General features: G+C 40.6%; 20 protein-coding genes and 2 pseudogenes. 8 read left to right on the plus strand and 14 right to left on the minus strand.

Translation table 11 applies throughout. The annotated features are described in order from the left end of the window. Positions 1 to 73 precede the first annotated feature (73 nt). The 3 genes from tpiA (at position 74) to prmA (ending at position 2,321) form a co-directional block, all read left to right on the plus strand. Positions 74 to 838 carry a triose-phosphate isomerase gene (tpiA, locus tag ACRQ5D_RS20850; RefSeq protein WP_090524814.1) on the plus strand — a complete coding sequence of 255 codons (765 nt, stop codon included), beginning with the start codon at positions 74 to 76 and terminating at the stop codon, positions 836 to 838. Between the two features lie 120 nt (positions 839 to 958). After that, positions 959 to 1,429 (plus strand): hypothetical protein, encoded by a 471-nt coding sequence (locus tag ACRQ5D_RS20855; protein WP_090524816.1) that lies wholly within the window; start codon positions 959 to 961, stop codon positions 1,427 to 1,429. Positions 1,430 to 1,484: 55 nt separating this feature from the next. Continuing rightward, a complete protein-coding gene (gene prmA, locus ACRQ5D_RS20860; protein ID WP_354482124.1) occupies positions 1,485 to 2,321 on the plus strand; it encodes a 50S ribosomal protein L11 methyltransferase in 837 nt (278 codons plus the stop codon). 85 nt (positions 2,322 to 2,406) lie between these two features. On the opposite strand, the gene ACRQ5D_RS20865 is transcribed toward prmA, so the two are convergent. Continuing rightward, a complete protein-coding gene (locus ACRQ5D_RS20865; protein ID WP_354482127.1) occupies positions 2,407 to 3,048 on the minus strand; it encodes an NAD(P)-dependent oxidoreductase in 642 nt (213 codons plus the stop codon). A 53-nt stretch (positions 3,049 to 3,101) separates the two neighbouring features. Beyond that, positions 3,102 to 3,508: pseudogene (locus ACRQ5D_RS20870) on the minus strand (Rrf2 family transcriptional regulator). A 330-nt stretch (positions 3,509 to 3,838) separates the two neighbouring features. Between ACRQ5D_RS20870 and ACRQ5D_RS20875 the strand changes: the two are divergent. Continuing rightward, the gene (locus ACRQ5D_RS20875) at positions 3,839 to 4,159 is read left to right on the plus strand and encodes a helix-turn-helix domain-containing protein (protein ID WP_431200834.1); all 321 of its coding nucleotides are present in this window, start codon (positions 3,839 to 3,841) and stop codon (positions 4,157 to 4,159) included. A 23-nt stretch (positions 4,160 to 4,182) separates the two neighbouring features. Here the strand turns inward: ACRQ5D_RS20875 and ACRQ5D_RS20880 are convergent. The 6 genes and pseudogenes from ACRQ5D_RS20880 to ACRQ5D_RS20905 form a co-directional block, all read right to left on the minus strand. Next, positions 4,183 to 5,303 (minus strand): annotated as a pseudogene (locus tag ACRQ5D_RS20880) (GNAT family N-acetyltransferase). A gap of 84 nt (positions 5,304 to 5,387) precedes the next feature. After that, positions 5,388 to 5,582, minus strand: coding sequence for a hypothetical protein (locus tag ACRQ5D_RS20885; protein WP_090524826.1), 195 nt, complete (start codon positions 5,580 to 5,582; stop codon positions 5,388 to 5,390). 140 nt (positions 5,583 to 5,722) lie between these two features. Then, a complete protein-coding gene (gene scpB, locus ACRQ5D_RS20890) occupies positions 5,723 to 6,274 on the minus strand; it encodes an SMC-Scp complex subunit ScpB (RefSeq protein WP_176624048.1) in 552 nt (183 codons plus the stop codon). Positions 6,275 to 6,338: 64 nt separating this feature from the next. Further along, positions 6,339 to 7,463, minus strand: a complete 1,125-nt coding sequence (gene mqnC, locus ACRQ5D_RS20895; RefSeq protein WP_176624050.1) for a cyclic dehypoxanthinyl futalosine synthase — start codon at positions 7,461 to 7,463, stop codon at positions 6,339 to 6,341. A gap of 146 nt (positions 7,464 to 7,609) precedes the next feature. Then, positions 7,610 to 9,109: an ATP-binding cassette domain-containing protein gene (locus ACRQ5D_RS20900; RefSeq protein WP_432326451.1), complete on the minus strand. Its 1,500-nt coding sequence runs from the start codon at positions 9,107 to 9,109 to the stop codon at positions 7,610 to 7,612. Positions 9,110 to 9,206: 97 nt separating this feature from the next. Continuing rightward, positions 9,207 to 9,431: a hypothetical protein gene (locus ACRQ5D_RS20905; protein WP_090524834.1), complete on the minus strand. Its 225-nt coding sequence runs from the start codon at positions 9,429 to 9,431 to the stop codon at positions 9,207 to 9,209. Positions 9,432 to 9,846: 415 nt separating this feature from the next. Between ACRQ5D_RS20905 and ACRQ5D_RS20910 the strand changes: the two genes are divergently transcribed. Both ACRQ5D_RS20910 and ACRQ5D_RS20915 read left to right on the plus strand, forming a co-directional pair. Further along, entirely contained in the window at positions 9,847 to 10,014 is a 168-nt protein-coding gene (locus ACRQ5D_RS20910; protein ID WP_176844461.1) for a hypothetical protein, read from the plus strand. A gap of 82 nt (positions 10,015 to 10,096) precedes the next feature. Next, entirely contained in the window at positions 10,097 to 10,552 is a 456-nt protein-coding gene (locus ACRQ5D_RS20915) for a PA2169 family four-helix-bundle protein (protein WP_091168011.1), read from the plus strand. Positions 10,553 to 10,630: 78 nt separating this feature from the next. Here ACRQ5D_RS20915 and ACRQ5D_RS20920 read toward each other — a convergent pair whose 3' ends face one another. The 3 genes from ACRQ5D_RS20920 to ACRQ5D_RS20930 all read right to left on the minus strand — a co-directional run bounded on the left by ACRQ5D_RS20920 (position 10,631) and on the right by ACRQ5D_RS20930 (position 11,771). Continuing rightward, a complete protein-coding gene (locus ACRQ5D_RS20920) occupies positions 10,631 to 11,074 on the minus strand; it encodes a hypothetical protein (protein WP_091168009.1) in 444 nt (147 codons plus the stop codon). Between the two features lie 109 nt (positions 11,075 to 11,183). Further along, positions 11,184 to 11,390 carry a hypothetical protein gene (locus tag ACRQ5D_RS20925; RefSeq protein ID WP_090526183.1) on the minus strand — a complete coding sequence of 69 codons (207 nt, stop codon included), beginning with the start codon at positions 11,388 to 11,390 and terminating at the stop codon, positions 11,184 to 11,186. Positions 11,391 to 11,567: 177 nt separating this feature from the next. Further along, on the minus strand, positions 11,568 to 11,771 hold the full coding sequence (locus tag ACRQ5D_RS20930; protein WP_091168007.1) for a hypothetical protein: 204 nt from the start codon (positions 11,769 to 11,771) through the stop codon (positions 11,568 to 11,570). 328 nt (positions 11,772 to 12,099) lie between these two features. Between ACRQ5D_RS20930 and ACRQ5D_RS20935 the strand changes: the two genes are divergently transcribed. Both ACRQ5D_RS20935 and ACRQ5D_RS20940 read left to right on the plus strand, forming a co-directional pair. Beyond that, positions 12,100 to 12,669: an RNA polymerase sigma factor gene (locus ACRQ5D_RS20935; RefSeq protein WP_091168005.1), complete on the plus strand. Its 570-nt coding sequence runs from the start codon at positions 12,100 to 12,102 to the stop codon at positions 12,667 to 12,669. Positions 12,670 to 12,681: 12 nt separating this feature from the next. After that, positions 12,682 to 13,782 (plus strand): S1C family serine protease, encoded by a 1,101-nt coding sequence (locus ACRQ5D_RS20940; protein WP_091168003.1) that lies wholly within the window; start codon positions 12,682 to 12,684, stop codon positions 13,780 to 13,782. Positions 13,783 to 13,951: 169 nt separating this feature from the next. On the opposite strand, the gene ACRQ5D_RS20945 is transcribed toward ACRQ5D_RS20940, so the two are convergent. The 3 genes from ACRQ5D_RS20945 to pdxH all read right to left on the minus strand — a co-directional run bounded on the left by ACRQ5D_RS20945 (position 13,952) and on the right by pdxH (position 16,480). Beyond that, positions 13,952 to 15,148 (minus strand): NADH-quinone oxidoreductase subunit D, encoded by a 1,197-nt coding sequence (locus tag ACRQ5D_RS20945; RefSeq protein WP_432329820.1) that lies wholly within the window; start codon positions 15,146 to 15,148, stop codon positions 13,952 to 13,954. A gap of 190 nt (positions 15,149 to 15,338) precedes the next feature. After that, the gene (locus tag ACRQ5D_RS20950; RefSeq protein ID WP_091167998.1) at positions 15,339 to 15,836 is read right to left on the minus strand and encodes an NADH-quinone oxidoreductase subunit C; all 498 of its coding nucleotides are present in this window, start codon (positions 15,834 to 15,836) and stop codon (positions 15,339 to 15,341) included. Beyond that, positions 15,833 to 16,480: a pyridoxamine 5'-phosphate oxidase gene (pdxH, locus tag ACRQ5D_RS20955; RefSeq protein ID WP_091167996.1), complete on the minus strand. Its 648-nt coding sequence runs from the start codon at positions 16,478 to 16,480 to the stop codon at positions 15,833 to 15,835. The genes ACRQ5D_RS20950 and pdxH overlap by 4 nt, the downstream gene beginning before the upstream one ends. Positions 16,481 to 16,579 lie beyond the last annotated feature (99 nt).

Below are 16,579 nucleotides of genomic sequence, written 5' to 3' on the forward strand. Positions count from 1 at the left end.
TTAATTGAACTTTGCAACTACTCACCTAATCAACCCAATCAACCATTCACTAAATAAATAAAAAAATAAAATCATGAGAAAGAAAATCGTTGCCGGAAACTGGAAAATGAACCTTGATTACAATGAAGGTTTAGCTTTATTTTCAGAGATCATCAACATGGTAAAAGATGAGGCTACCGGCACGCAGGAAGCAGTGATCTGCAGTCCGTTCATCCACATTCATAGCCTGGTGCAATTATCAAAAGGTTATAGCAAAATTGCTGTTGGCGCACAAAATGCCCACCAGGAAGAAAAAGGTGCTTATACAGGTGAGATCTCTGCTAAGATGATTAAATCTACCGGTGCCGCTTATGTGATCCTTGGCCACTCAGAACGCCGCCAGTATTTTGGCGAAACCAATGCTTTGCTTGCCAAAAAAACGGATACTGCTTTAAAAAATGATCTTCGCCCTATCTTCTGCATTGGCGAAACTTTGCAGGAGCGTGAAGCCAATACACATTTTGATGTGATCAAAACTCAGTTGGTAGATGGCATCTTTCACCTTGATGCTGAAGCTTTTGCCAAATTGGTTATCGCTTACGAACCGGTTTGGGCTATTGGTACAGGTGTAACTGCTACATCAGCACAAGCTCAGGAAATTCACGAGTTCATCCGTAAAGAAATTGCCGCTAAGTATAGCCAGGAAGTTGCTGATGCTACTACCATTTTATACGGCGGTAGCTGCAACCCAACCAATGCTGCCGAACTGTTTGCCCAGCCTGATATTGATGGTGGCCTTATCGGCGGTGCTTCTTTGAAATCGCGCGATTTTACGGATATTGTTAAAACGTTTAATTAATATTAGATATGAGATTTTAGATATGAGATCTGAGACAAGGCCCAAACCAAAGCGGGTTTGAGCTGTTTATGAAAATAAACTCTCAAATCTCATATCTCACGTCTCAAATCTAACAGAAGCATGAAGCTTTTAAAAGTTCTTTTACCCGTTTTGGTCGACTTTGGCGTATTTTGGGCGGTTGTATATCTCAATATGCCCGATCACCCTATGCGCATTGGCGAAATTGGTAACGGTAACCTGTATAGCCTCATGGCCTACTTCAGCCTTTTTTGGCCCTTATTGCTTGCAGATGGAATTCTCACACAGTACCTGATCATCATACCGCTTTGGAATTGGGTTAAACATAAAGGAGCTTCGGCGCGCTTTATTGCCGGAGCCTGCATTGCCCTGGTTTGTATATTATTTGCCGGGGCCCTAAGCTATATTATATGGTTGCCGGAAGATGGATATAGCCCCCTGTTTAGTTTTTGGTGGTATATGACCGAAATACAAGCTGTTTACTGGATTGTTAACTTTATTGTACTGTATTTACTCGACAGGAAGAGGACAAGCGCAGATAGCGAGCCGGTTGAACCTGCAGTTGCAGCTTAAATTCTCTGCCGGCCGACCGGATTTCTGGTGTAGGTTAACAACGAAAAAAATCAAAATGAATTACTACGAACTGTTTTTTACTACCATCACTACCGAAGATTACCAGCAGGACCTGCTGATAAATGCTTTGGGTGAGATAGGTTTTGATACTTTTGAAGAGCTTGAGCTTGGCTTTAAAGCTTATATTCCCGAAGATATTTTTGACCAGCAGGCGCTTGATGAGCAATTATTGCCTTATAAAGACCTGTTCACTTTTAGTTACGAGATAACGCTCATTCCGCAGAAAAATTGGAACGAGGTGTGGGAAAGTAATTTTGAACCTATAGAGATAGGGGATAAGATTTATGTACGGGCAACCTTTCATGAACCTAAACCCGAGTTTCAATACGAGATAGTGATAGACCCTAAAATGGCATTTGGCACCGGGCATCATCAAACCACAGCTATGATGCTGGGGCTGATGCTTGAAAATGAATTTGCCGGTAAAAAAGTGCTTGACATGGGCTGCGGTACGGGGATCCTTGCTATTATGGCAGCCAAACTGGGTGCCGACGATATCACCGCTATTGATTACGACCCGGTTTGTTATGAAAGCACTATCGAAAATTCGGCTTTGAATAATGTGGGCAATATCAAACCACTTTGCGGGTCAAAAGAAGTTATCCCGGATGAGCAATATGATACCATCCTGGCCAACATCAACCGGAATATTCTTATCGACCAGATGCCGCGTTATGCTGAAGTATTAAAGACCGATGGCGAGATTTACTTCAGTGGTTTCTATGAATCGCCCGACCTGGATATCATTACCGACGAAGCCCGCAAGTACGGCCTGAAATACATTACCCATAAAAAAGATAAAGAATGGGTAGCTGCTAAGTTTATAAAGTAAACCCCACCCAAACCCTCCCCTAAAGGGAGAGGGCTTAAGAAGAACGCTTTTAAAAGTCTCCCCCTTTAGGGGAGATTTAGAGGGGCTAATACCCCACAGTAAACCTTCTTTTCACAAACTGCTTGTTTTCCAGTTCGTCCAATATAGCAACTGCCAAATCTTCAACTGAAATTTCGTGTTCGTGCTTATCATTAAACACTGGCTCATCCGTACCGGTGCGGTATACACCTGTACGGGTGCCGGGATGCAGGTGTATAGCCGGGCTCAGGAAGGTCCAGTCTAAATCTTCTTCTTTTTTGATGATGTTCAGGTAATCGCGGGCCGCTGTGGCGCCTGTTTTCCATTCGGCAGGGAATTGAGGGCTGTCAACTAATTGTACGCCAGGAGCAATAAAAAGACTGCCTGCACCGCCTACAACCAACAGGCGGCTTATACCAGCTTGTTTAGTGGCCTGTTGTATAGCCTCTGACCCTTTAATAAAATCATTGTACAGGTTAGGATTAGCCCAGCCGGCGTTAAATGAGTTTACAACAGCATCATGTCCTTTCAATGTTTCGGTTAACTCATCAACGTTATATACATCGGCGGTTTTGAGTGTCAATTTAGGGTTTTCAATATCTGTTTTCGGGTTACGGGCTATGGCAGTTACCTCGTATCCACGTTGTAATGCTTCGTTTAAAACGGCTTTGCCTACAAAACCTGTGGCTCCAATTAATGCGATTTTCATTGTTTTTGCTTTTATATTGTAATTAAATTTGTTACAGTTTGTTTTAAATTTTTTTAATCAAATTGATTTACAAAATCAAAAATGCTTATGGTGCTTAGTTTTTTGATAATGGCTGCTTCAACCTCATCGGCCAAATGATCAAGGTGAGCTCCAATTTGCTTACCGACAGGGCAGGCAGGGTTGGGCTTATTTTTAGCCTGGCCTAAAGCCGGCGGCAGTTTTACAGCTTTATAAACATCGGCAAGGGATATTTTTTGCGGGGGAGAGCCAGGCTATAACCGCCGGTTTTACCTTCCTTGCTTTCAATAAGCCCACAGGCGCGTAATTTGCGCATTTCTTTACGTACCAGAACAGGGTTTACGTTCATGCTGCCGGCAACATAGTCAGACGATAATAGCTCGCCCGGCTGTTTGCAAAGCAGGGTTAATACATGGGTTGCTATTTGAAATTGTCCGTTCATTTATCTGTAATAAAAAATATTACAGTACAAAAATGAAATTTTAATTTTAAAAAGAAGAATTTTTTGCGCTTTTTTGCGCACTAAATTACAATGGGATGAAAATCCAGACCTAAATTACTCGAAAAAAATACCGTGTAGCAGGTATGTTTTAGAATGATTTATTTGCTTTAATTTATGGGATTTGCCAATCGCAACAATTAACTACACTTTAAAATAAAAAATTACGCAAATTAGTTGATAATTAGCGTGATAATAAATATTATTGTAAAGTAATTAACTTTTGCGAAACCTACACTATTAATTTAACCAAATGAAAACTCTCGGAAAAAAATCAGATTATTACGTCATCAAAAGGGGTGGAGCCAGGAGGATGTTGCAAAGAGATTGGATATTTCAATTCCTGCTTTCTCAAAGATTGAAACAGGGATCACAGATATTAATTTATCAAGGCTTGAGCAAATAGCAAACCTGTTTGAAATGTCAGTAGTTCAGTTGCTTACATTTAATGATACCGAACAGGATCAGAAATTTGTTAACGAGCTGGAAACCGTTAACAAACGCTTAATGGACCGTGAAACTGAAGTAATCGATTTGCAGAAAAAAGTAATTGAGCTATTTGAAGAACTTCGACATTCAAAAGTAACCGCATAATTTTGTGGCCCGGTTTGACCGGGCTAATCAAAAATGTAACGCATTGTTAAATGCTTTTTGCCAAATGTAGCACCAACTGCTTCATGGATGGCTATCATTTTGTCGTTAAAATCGCCTACCCAGGATAGTTCAAGCTCATCATAACGCTTGAGAGGCAATACATATTCCTTTAATTTTATAAACATCGCCGATTCGAGGCCGTGCTTCTGGTACTTTTGTTTCGTGCCCATCACAATAGCCCGCATGCGGGATACCCCTTTCCAGCGGTAGTATAAAAATTTAAGTTTACCTATCAGGTCCAGTTTGCCGTTTAGCGGTTTAAGCATCTGGTTGGCATCGGGTAAAATGATCATAAAAGATGCTGGTTCATCATCTACATAGGCAAACCAGATCAATTTTTCGTCCATCAGGGGCTTCATTTTTTCGAAGCTTTCCATGATCGTATCGTATGTGATAGGAACAAAGTTTTCAAAATCTTTCCATCCATCGTTATAAACCTCAATAAAATCAGCTGCGAATTTTTCTATTTTTTTTATTTCAAAGTGCCTGAAATCGTATCCGGGCTTTTTTGCTACCCAATTAGCTATTTTGGTAAACCGCTCGGGGAAAGGTTTATGAGCGTCAACATGGTTAGTGATCTGCGCGTACTGGGTTTTAAAGCCGTACTCATCAAAAAAGGCCTGGTAATACGGATGATTATAGTTCATTCCATAAGAGGGAGGAGTGAAGCCTTCAACCAGCAAGCCCCAAAAGTTGTCGTTTTCGCCAAAGTTGATGGGGCCGTCCATGGCTTTCATGCCGTTTTCCCTAAGCCAGTTTCTCGCGGTATCAAATAAAAGAAAGGCAGCTTCTTTGTTATCGGTACACTCAAAAAACCCATGCCGCCGGTTGGCTGCTCGTAATTGTATGCCTTTTTTTCATTAATAAAAGCAGCAACCCGGCCAATTAGATGGTCATTGTCATCTGTCAGGATCCAACGGGTACATTTACCATGTTGATGAAAGTTGTTTTTTGCCGGGTTAAATACAGCTTCAATATCATTATCAAGCGGGCAAACCCAGTTATCGTCATCTTTATAAATGATGCGAGCCACATCTAAAAAAGCCTTTTTTGTTGCTTTGTCCTTTACTTCTGTTACTTTCATTTATTGTACGCTACCGGTAGATAATAAAAAAAGCATCCAGAGGCATAGTCTGAATGCTTTGTAAATGTTATGTATTAAAAAGAATTAATAGTCGTCTTCGTCGTCGTCATCGAATGACTCGTAACCCCTGCCCAGATCATCATCTAATGGTCCGTCAAAATCATCATCATCGTCATCAACTACCTTCTTTTTCACTTTTGGGTCAAACTCATCATCATCATCAGGATCATTATCTGAGTTTTCGATCTTTTTAGTGTTCGGTTTCTTTGGCGCTCCCATTGTAATGGATTTTATAAATTAAACTTTGTCAATAATAATAATTAAAATCAGATAAAGAAAAGCGTTTCTAAAATCTTTTACCCTATTGATTCAATAGTAAAAATAATGAAAAATGGTTTTTTTTAAAACAGAAATTAAAATTATTCTGATTGCTCGCCAATGGTAGCGGTATTGTTTGTAAAGTCCTTAAGTTGAGGTAATTCCTCAATACTGTTAATGCCAAAATAGTCCATAAACAAAGCACTTGTACCATAAAGGATAGGTTTTCCGAGCCCTTCTGATTTGCCAATTATAGCTATTAGCTCTTTTTCGAGTAACTTTTGGATCGAATAGTCGCAGTTTACACCCCTGATCTGTTCTATATCGGGCTTAGTTACGGGTTGTTTGTAGGCGATGATAGCCAGGGTTTCCAAAGCGGCCTGGCTTAGTTTTTTCTTTGACCGTTGCAGCTGCAAAAGGTTAATAACAGCATGATATTCCTTTTTAGTGAGAAATTGATAACCATTGCCAATTTTAACCAGCTCAATAGCCAAGCTATGATGCTGGTATTTTTCGTGGATCCTGCCTATGGCATCGGTTACTTCTTGTGTATCAAAATCGCGCTCAAAAGCAGCCTGGAGGCAATACATGATCTCCTCCAACCGGATTGCCTGCTCTGATGCAAAAATTAGGGCCTCTATGTATTGTTCCATTTTTAGTCAGTGGCAGTTGCAGTTTAGTTGCAGTTATTTTTTCACTGCTACTGCTATTAAGGGCTTAATAATTTATAACCTGTTCTTCAATTTCAACGGGAATTTCGCGCCACTCGTATCGCTGGGTACGAAGCTGGGGCTCAAAGCCGGCTTCTTTTATGGATTCCTGGATGCCTTTAGCGGTAAATCTGTGAGGTGCACCGGCTGCGGATACCACGTTTTCTTCAATCATGATCGATCCAAAATCGTTAGCACCGGCGTGCAAGCAAATTTGGGCAACCTGTTTACCCACGGTAAGCCATGAAGCCTGGATATTTTTAACGTTGGGCAGCATAATGCGGCTCAAGGCAATCATGCGGATATATTCATCGCCGGTAACATTATTGGTGATACCGCGTACTTTACGTAAAAGAGTACCGTCATCCTGAAAAGGCCAGGGGATAAATGCTATAAAACCATAGTTGCCTTCGGGTTTTTCGGCCTGTACCTCGCGGATCCAAACCAAATGTTCAAAGCGCTCTTCAATAGTTTCAATGTGGCCAAACATCATCGTAGCTGATGTTGGCAGGTTAAGCTGGTGAGCGGCACGCATTACATCGAGCCATTCCTTACCGCCGCATTTGCCTTTTGATATCAGGCGGCGTACGCGATCATTAAGAATCTCGGCACCGGCACCTGGTAATGAATCCAGGCCTGCTTCCTTCATCGCTCTTAATACCTCGATATGCGGCATGCCCTCTAATTTAGCAACGTGCGCAATTTCCGGCGGACCTAATGAATGCAGTTTTAATTTCGGATAAAGCTGTTTCAGTTCGCGAAACAGGTCGGTATAAAATTTCAGCCCCAGATCGGGGTGATGCCCGCCCTGTAACAGCAGTTGATCGCCGCCGTACCGAAATGTTTCCTCGATCTTCTTTTTATAAGTTTCAATATCAGTAATATAACTTTCCTCATGACCAGGACGGCGAAAGAAATTACAAAACTTGCAATTGGCTATACAAACGTTGGTAGTGTTAACATTACGGTCAATTTGCCAGGTAACCTTACCATGCGGAACCTGTATTTTACGAAGTTCGTTGGCTGTGTACATCAACTCGGCAGTAGAGGCGTTGTTATACAGGTAAACGCCTTCTTCAAGCGTTAAAAAATCAAACCGCAACGCGCGCTGCAACAGATCGGCTGTATTCATATCACGCAAATATACGCAAGTTGGTAATTTGATTTTGAGCGCTGTTAAATAATTGACAAAAAAATGTAACGGTGCAAAACAGTCGTTCATCTAAAGCATTCTCCTTTAGCCTTTAGCCTTTAGCCTTTAGCCTTTAGCCTTTAGCCTCAAGAAACTACCTTTCCCTTATCCAACCTCAAAACTTTATCAACACTGTTGGGTATTTCATGCTGATAGTGGGTAACATAAATAAGTGTAACATTGCCCAGGCTGCAAATGGTATCAACCAGGTTTTTAAAGTGGAGTTGCTGATGATCGTCCATTCCCTGGCAGGGTTCATCAAAAATAAGCAGTGCCGGGTTTTTAATGAGCGCCCGGGCAAGCAGACAGAGGCGTTGTGCACTTGCCGGGATGTTTTTGAGCAATACACGCGCGTACTTTTCAATTTCCAAAGCCTTCATCCATCGTAAAGCAACCTCTGCACGGTCTTTATTGCTTGGCCTGAATAAGCCGAGGGTGTCGTAATAGCCCGACTCGATTACCTGCAAACAGCTATTATCAGTAGGGAAGTACTGATGCAGTTCGGGCGATACGAAGCCGATTTTTTTGATATCCCAGATGCTTTCGCCTGTCCCGCGTTTTTTATCAAATAAAATAATGTTGTTAGCATAAGCCTGCGGGTTATCTCCGTTGATTAAGCTTAGCAACGTTGATTTGCCTGCCCCGTTAGGACCCAGCAAAGCCCAATGTTCTCCAGGGTTAATCTGCCAGTTTACATCATCCAGCACCACCTTATCGCCATACTTAATGTGTACCTTATCCATTTTTACAATGTGCTTGTAAGTGGCAGGGTTTTTATCGATGTTGAGTAAGGCATTCAATTCATTGGTATCAATTGTATCGCTTTTGTCCTGCTCAAAAAGTTCTGCTTTAAAATCCTGTTTTAGGCTTTCGTGGATAATAGCCCCTTTGCTTAACACGGCGACATGGGTAATAGCTGTTGGGATTTCATGGATAGAGGTGGCTATTATGATGTTAATACCTGATGCCATGATTTGCTCAATAATGCCATTAAATTCTTCGCGGGTTTTTATATCAAGGCCGGTTAGGGGGCTGTCCAGCATTAATAGTACCGGATTTTTAAGCAGGGCGGCTGCCAGCATCAGGCGTTTGGTTTCGCCGTTTGATAGTTTAATGATCTGTTTATTGAGCAGTGGTTCGAGCCGTAATAATGAAACTACTCTTTCAAATGTCCAGGATGTATCGGTGCCGGGAAAGTGCGGTATCGTATTAAGATAGTCTATAACGGTAAGCGCATCTTCCGAATCGGATGAATTATAGCGTTGCTGGTAGTAGAAATCAGTAGTGTTTGAAAGATTGCGGAAATGATGTTTAGGCTCAACCAGGGCTATAAGCTTATGTGGCGTGGCAATATCACCGGCCTTGAAAAATTTGGAGTACTCATTCCAGAAATGATAATCTATTTCACCCCCTGTGATATTAAAACGCCCGGCTATGGTTTGTAGCAGGGCACTTTTCCCCGATCCGCTTTCGCCGATAAGAGCCCAGCTTTCGCCTTTTTTTATACTAAAGCTTAAGCCGGTAAATAATGTCGTATTTAAAAAACGTACAGTTGCTTTATTTATTGATAGAAGTGCATTTGTCATAGCTTAACCAGTAGAGTAGCGTGTAAATGTACTCATCTGAGTTAAAGCCATAAAAAATTTTTGTGGATTTATGGCGCTTGCTATCCTTCTCCTGTAATTAAGCCGTGCGTTTTAAGGTTTCAGTTGTAGCCGGTATTTCATTGGCCTTTTTGTTGAGCCGGTTCCAGGTGGCAAAGTCGATAGTGAGCGCTTTTACAAAGTTTTTGCAGCTCTTGTTAGGGCACGTAAGTACCCAATATTTTTTATGCTGTTCAACATGAGGCCTGTTACCGCATTTAATGCAGTTTTCACATTGAATGTTTGGTTGTACCGGTATTATCATAGTTGGTTGGAGATAAATTGTTAATAAATTATTTTATGCTAAACGCAACAAACCTGCTGTAGGCAGCCGGTGTAAACATGTAACCTTCTATAATCTTTAAATTATTGATATGTTTAATTGGTTTATAACTAATTATGTTATGAACGATTAATGGTAGTGTTTGGTTTTAAAATTTGAGGATTATTTAGAAATTATTTCGGCTATTAAATTCCGGTTAAAAGCGACCGCTTATTTATTATCTGCAGGCATCATTGTATACATACCTATACAATTAATTAGCTAAAATATACCGCTATTTAAATTGGTTCCCTCCAGTTAGCCTGATGTTAAAAAGGCCTGATTATTGCATTCCTTTTATCGATAGTAACCGGGGAACTAACCAACCATCATACTTTTATCTATTTAAACATTAACCATGAAAAACTCACACCTTTTATTATTCACTTTCGCCTTATTAACGATGAGCGGATGCTCGGTTATAGGCGATATTTTTAAGGCCGGAGCAGTAACCGGTATCATAGCTGTAATAGTTGTTATCGCTATTGTTATTTGGGTGATCTCTTTATTTAGGGGGAAAAGCTAATTTTCATTTTGGATTATTTTTTATATAATTAATTAAACAATTTAATTTTAAAGGGGTTGATATTATATAAAAACATCTAATCATGGAAAATACACAAGCAACTGTAGAGATTTTAAATGATCTGATACAGATCAACAATGACAGGATTGAGGGCTATCAACGCGCCTCAAAGGATTTGAAGGATAGCGATGCCGAACTAAAATCGCTTTTCACACGGTTTATTGGCCAAAGCCAGGGTTACAGGCTTGCTTTGGGTACAGAGGTTAGCGCTTTTGGAAATGACATTGAAACCGGTACAACCACCAGCGGCAAAATACACAGGGCCTGGCTTGACGTTAAAGCCGCATTTACCGGACATGATACCCACAACGTGCTGGAGGAATGCGAATTTGGCGAAGATGCCATTTTAAAAGCATACCGTACCGCGCTTGAAGACGAAAATTTACCGGCCTACCTGCGCGAAACAATCAGCCAGCAGGAAAGTGAGCTGCTTGATGCTCATGACGAGATTAAAGCCCTGCGTGATACTGTTCACTAAATTTATTGATAACTAATTAACCACCGGGGGCAGTTTTATAACTGCTCCTTTTTTATGATTACTGTTAAGCGGTTGGTTTTATGGCTGAGGAATAATGTCTATTTTTTTAACTTGCCAGCTATTTTTCTCGGCCCAGTCACCATCCGTATACAACATTTTAACTTCCCAGGCCGATTGTTCCATTTTGCCCCTATCGTTCTCAATTTTTACCGTTGATTGTACCTCGTAGCTATTAGTTGTTGTATCAATAACCGATTTAAAACTATTGTTAGGAAAAACAGCTTTTTGAGGTTGTTTCAGCTTTTCCTTTACAAATAATTTCGCCATGGTAAAAGCTTCCTTTGCAGTTGGTTTGCGGTTAAGATGAATTGTGCTGTTTTTACTTATGCCAAGCACTACTATAATAAATGTTATCGCAAAAACTATGGCAAAAAGGGTTGCAGTGCGTATATGCGGATGACGGTGCCAGCCAATATTTTGACGCTCATCGGCACTAAGCGTTTTCCATTCAGAATATTTCATATTTTATTATGTATCACATTAAGCAATACCAATAGAAATTGTTTGGCGGTTTTGGGTAAAAAAAACGCCCCCGGTTTTCCGGGGACGTTTTTTTACATAAAAAGTTAAATTACTTTTTAGTAGTGTCTTTTTTAGTGGTGTCAGCTTTAGTAGTATCAGCAGCCATTTTAGAAGTGTCAGCTTTAGTAGTATCAGCAGCCATTTTAGAAGAATCAGCTTTAGTTGAATCAGCAGCAGAAGATGATGAAGAACCTTTACAAGCAGCGAAAGAAACAGCGATAGCTAAAGCTAAAAAGCCTAATTTGAAATTTTTCATGTTTAATTTTTTTAATAAGTGATTTAATAGTTTACAGCTTAATACCAGAAATAAAAAAAGGTAACCCATAATTTTGAAAAAAATTACAAGTCACCTTTTTTATTGATGGATAACTAAAAAATCAATAGAAAAAGATTAAAAATGATATTTAACTACTTTCTATCTTATCAGAAATAATTATTTCTTGGTGGTGTCTTTTTTAGTAGTATCAGCAACAACTTTAGTAGTGTCAGTTTTAGTAGAGTCAGTAACAACTTTAGTTGAGTCAACTACAGTTGTTTTAGTAGTATCGCCATCAGTTTTTTTAGCGTCACCGCCACAAGCTGAAAAAGAAGCTGCCAGAACTAATGCTACGAATGCTAATTTAAATGTGTTTTTCATTTTCTTAATTTTTAAAATGTTAACGTTTTGTGATCGTTTGTTACTTAATACGCATTAATGGAAAAGGTAACCCATAAAAATTAAACTTTGTAAATTCCATAGGGTTTATAGTTTACGTATCGGTTTTTGCAAGCGGTTTTTTTATTGCAGATTTGCCTGCATAGTTTTTAACATTGGGGTTACCTTGTTTACCCGCCGGTATTAACGGTAAATTAATGCATTACACAATTGTTACAGGTAATGAAATGTAATGCCAATGTTATTAATTTATTTTAGTTTGATTTTTTTGATAATAGTGGGTTACAATTTGACCTAAATAGTATTAAGAGTGAATAAAGACTTAAAAGCTTCGGCTCCAACAGATAGTGAAATAGTTCTTGGGATACTTAATAACTCGGAGGTAGTGCTGAAGAGGCTCTATACAACCTATTTTCCGATGATATTACAGTTGATCATCAACAACAATGGCGATGAGGATGACGCGAAGGATATTTACCAGGAAGCCATTATCGTTCTTTACAATAAAATTAAAGCCGGTGATTTTGAGCTAAACAGTAAGCTTAAAACATATATATACTCAGTTTGCCGGCGGCTTTGGCTTAAAAGGTTAAGCCAAATGAACCGATATGGTGGTGACATCAGGGACTTTGAAGAACACTTACCCGTTGAAGAAGAAATTGATAACCATAACGACAGGGACATCCAGTTTGGTAAAATGGAGAGTGCGCTCCAGTTATTAGGCGAACCCTGTAAAACCATTATGGAAGATTTTTATATAAAAAACAGATCGATGCAGGAGATTTGTGAGCGGTTTGGTTACACCAATGCGGATAATGCCAAAACGCAGAAGTACAAATGCCTGCAAAGGCTGAAGAAACTATTTTTTCAGCAGAAATAAGGAGATCAAGAGATGAGTGATAACCAACTAACAGAATTTATTGAACGGTATCTCGACGGTAGCATGACCGCCGAAGAACGTGTTCAATTTGAGCTGCTTCGCAAAAACGACGCGGCTGTTGAAAGTAAAGTTACCGAGCATGCTAAGTTTATAGGCTTACTGAAGCAATATGGCGAACGCCTTGAGCTTGAGAATCGCTTAAACGCCATTCATAATGAAATTGATGTTCATGCTTTGAAAGAAGAAGTGATGATCCACCCGGTATGGATTGTACGTCTGTGGCGTAATCACCATTCAAAAATATCGGTGGCGGCTTCGGTTATGATATTTGCCGTATTGAGCGTATTAATTGTTACAGGCAAATTAAGTAACGAGAGATCGAAGTACGAAGAATTGAAAGGCCAAATCAAAACTATTAATGATAAGGTTAAACATATTAATGTTAATGCGGGCGGCCGTACGCCTGTAAGGCCTAAAGCAACTACGCCGCCTGCAAATTTCAGGGGCACCGGTTTTGCGCTTACATCAAATGGTTACCTGGCTACAGATTACCATGTGATCAAAAATGCCGATTCGGTTTATGTGCAGAATGCCGCGGGCGAATCATTTCATGCTAAGGTTATTTATACCGAACCACAGTATGACCTGGCTATTTTACAGATCAATGATCCATCATTTAAAAACCTTGGCCCTATACCATATAACGTTAAAAGGGCGGAAGGCGATCTTGGAGAGAGCGTATACACACTCGGGTACCCGGCCGATAATATGGTTTATGGAGGAGGTTATTTAGCTTCGGCAGCAAATTATTCGGGCGATACTACCGAATATGTAATTTCTGTTCCGGTAAACCCCGGTAATTCAGGCGGACCCTTACTTGATGAAAAAGGAAACGTGATAGGTGTAATTACAGCACGTCAAACCCAGGTTGCAGGTGCATATTTTGCTAAAAAATCAACTTACCTGTTAAAGGCGATACAAAATATTCCAACCGATTCGTTGTCGAAAACGCTTAATCTTAATACAAAGAATAAGTTAGCTGGATTAAGCCGTACTCAACAGAGCAGCAAGCTCAAAAACTACGTGTTTATGGTTAAAGTGTATAACCAGTAATCATTAGCCCATTCCAATAAAAATTAATATATTAAAATGAAAGGAGACGCCGCGAGGGGTCTCTTTTTTTGTTTGTCTGAACTCGAATTTATAGAATTTGAAGAATTAACAGAAAGCTTAGCAAATTCATTAAATTCTTACAATTCGTTTAATTCGAGTTCAGACGGCTCTACCTGTCCACCTCGCCTAAAACAAAGTCGATAGAACCTACAATTGCTATCAAATCGGCAATTAATACACCCTTGGATAGCTCGGGCAGTACCGAAAGATTATTAAAGCTTGGCCCGCGGGATTTTACACGGGTTGGGATCTCCGATTTGCCGTCGGTAATAAAATAAAAGCCAAGCTCGCCTTTGGCGCCTTCGCAGCGTACATAATAATCCTGTGCTTTGGGAATGGTTTTGCGGGGCATCTTAGCACGGGGATCAAAATCAGGCGTGCGCTTTAACTCTTTTTGCAAACGGTCAAGGCATTGTTCAATTATTCTTAGTGATTGTTCAATTTCATCAACGCGTACCTTGTACCTGTCCCAGCAATCGCCAACTTTGCCCATCAGCCCCTGCCCAATCGGGATTTCAAAATCAATTTCGGGGTAGGCCGAATAATTATCAATCCGCCGCAAATCCCATTTTAAGCCCGATGCGCGCAACATTGGGCCCGAGCAGCCATAGTTAATAGCTACATCAAGCGGCAAAACGCCCACATTGGCTGTGCGCGAAATAAATACCTGGTTGTCGGTAAGCAACTGGTTTAGCTCAACCATTTTAGGTTTAAAATACTCCACAAAATCCCGGCAGCGTTCTTCAAAACCAACCGGCAAGTCGTAAAATAAACCGCCTACCCAAATGTAATTGTATAGCATACGTGAGCCCGATGCCCACTCCAGCATCCCCATAATATGCTCCCTGTCCCTGAAACACCACAGGAAGGGGGTAAAGGCGCCTATATCAATGCCGTAAGTGCCAATGGCTATCAGGTGCGATGCTATGCGGTTTAGCTCGCAAACCAGCACGCGGATGTATTCAACACGTTTAGGGATATCCTTGTCAATACCCATCATCCGTTCAACACCCATTACAAAGGCGTGGCTGTTGTTCATCGAAGCCAGGTAATCCATCCTGTCGGTAAAAGGGATGGTTTGTTGGTAGGTTAATGATTCGGCATGTTTTTCAAAGCAGCGGTGCAGGTAGCCGATATGGGGGATCACCTCTTTTACTATCTCGCCATCGGTAATTAATTCCAGGCGCAAAACCCCGTGCGTTGAGGGATGTTGCGGACCTACATTAAGTACCATATCCTCAACGCTGGCCGCGGCTATCTTTTTATTATACCTGAGGAGTGCTTCTTCGTATTTGGGGTTTGTAATGACCAATTTTATATCCGGTTAAATTTATATCCGGTCATATATTGCTTGGGGCATATTGCCGGATACCAAAAATCAGCTTTTTTTATTTATGGGCTACTTTCGCTGTAAAAATGAAGTAAACAAAGCTGTTATTTAATAGCCTGCCTTTGGCTCATTTCGCTCCGTTAACACCAGGAAAGCTTATTTGAGGTTAATCTATCCTGATGCCTTTATAAAATTCGGCGTTCTGGTAATCTTTCCGTAAAGGGAAACCTTCCCAATCGTCGGGCAGCAAAATCCGGCGAAGATCGGGGTGGCCTTCAAAGTAAATCCCCAGCATGTCATATGTTTCGCGCTCATGCCAGTCGGCAGTGCGGTAAACAGAGGTTATGCTTTTAAATTCGGGCAGTTCAGTACTTTCTTTTGGATGGGCTTTGCTTATTTTTAAAGTAAGTTGTGTTTTATAAGGGATTGATGCCAGGTGATAAACCACACCATAGCGGTTTGCTTCGTCATTATAATGCACACCGCTCAGGCTCGACAAAAAATCGAAATAAGTTTTAGGATTGTTCCGCAACTCCAGGCATACGGCTGTAATATCATCAGGGTTAATTAACAAGGCGGGTTGCAGACCGCCTGTTTCTTCGCCGGTAATTACCGTATCACCAAGTTTTTCGGTGAGCAGGTTTTTAATATCATCAAAACTCATGGTGCAAGGCGTACTTTTTTCCAGATTTTTTTATCAGTTTTTTTATACAGGATGCGGTCGTGCATGCGGCTTGGCCGGCCTTGCCAAAACTCCACCAATTGCGGGTTTAAGATATATCCACCCCAATACGATGGTTTAGGTACTTCTTTATCAGCATATTCGGCCTCCAGTGCGTTCCACTTTTGCTCCAATGCATCGCGGCTTTCAATTTCCTGGCTTTGTGGAGATACTATTGCGCCAACCTGGCTGCCTTTAGGGCGTGAATGGAAATATTTTTCAGACTCTTCTTTGCTTACTTTTTCAATAGTGCCTTCAATACGCACCTGGCGCTCAAGGCCTCCCCAAAAAAATGTTAACGCGCCCTGGGGGTTTTTGGCTATCTCTTTGCCTTTGCGGCTTAAGTAGTTGGTGAAGAATATAAAACCGCCTGCATGAAAGCCTTTTAAAAGTACAATACGTGCCGAAGGCTTGCCGGTTACGGTGGCAGTTGACAGCGTCATGGCGTTGGGTTCATGCAATTTTGCCTCCAAAGCTTCGTTAAACCATTGTTCAAACTGTTTAATAGGATCGCCCTTAGTGCTGTTTTCTGATAGGGTAGAGGCACTATAGTCCTGCCTTAAATTTTGTATTTCCTGCTGATTCATTTTGATGCAAACTTACAAATTAATTAAACCGTATATAATGATGTAAATCATTATTCATAATTGAACATATTTTTGCTATGCTTGTTATGTATTTAAACG

Origin of the sequence: Mucilaginibacter sp. P25 (genome assembly GCF_050859465.1) — a bacterium.
GTDB lineage: Bacteria > Bacteroidota > Bacteroidia > Sphingobacteriales > Sphingobacteriaceae > Mucilaginibacter > Mucilaginibacter gossypii.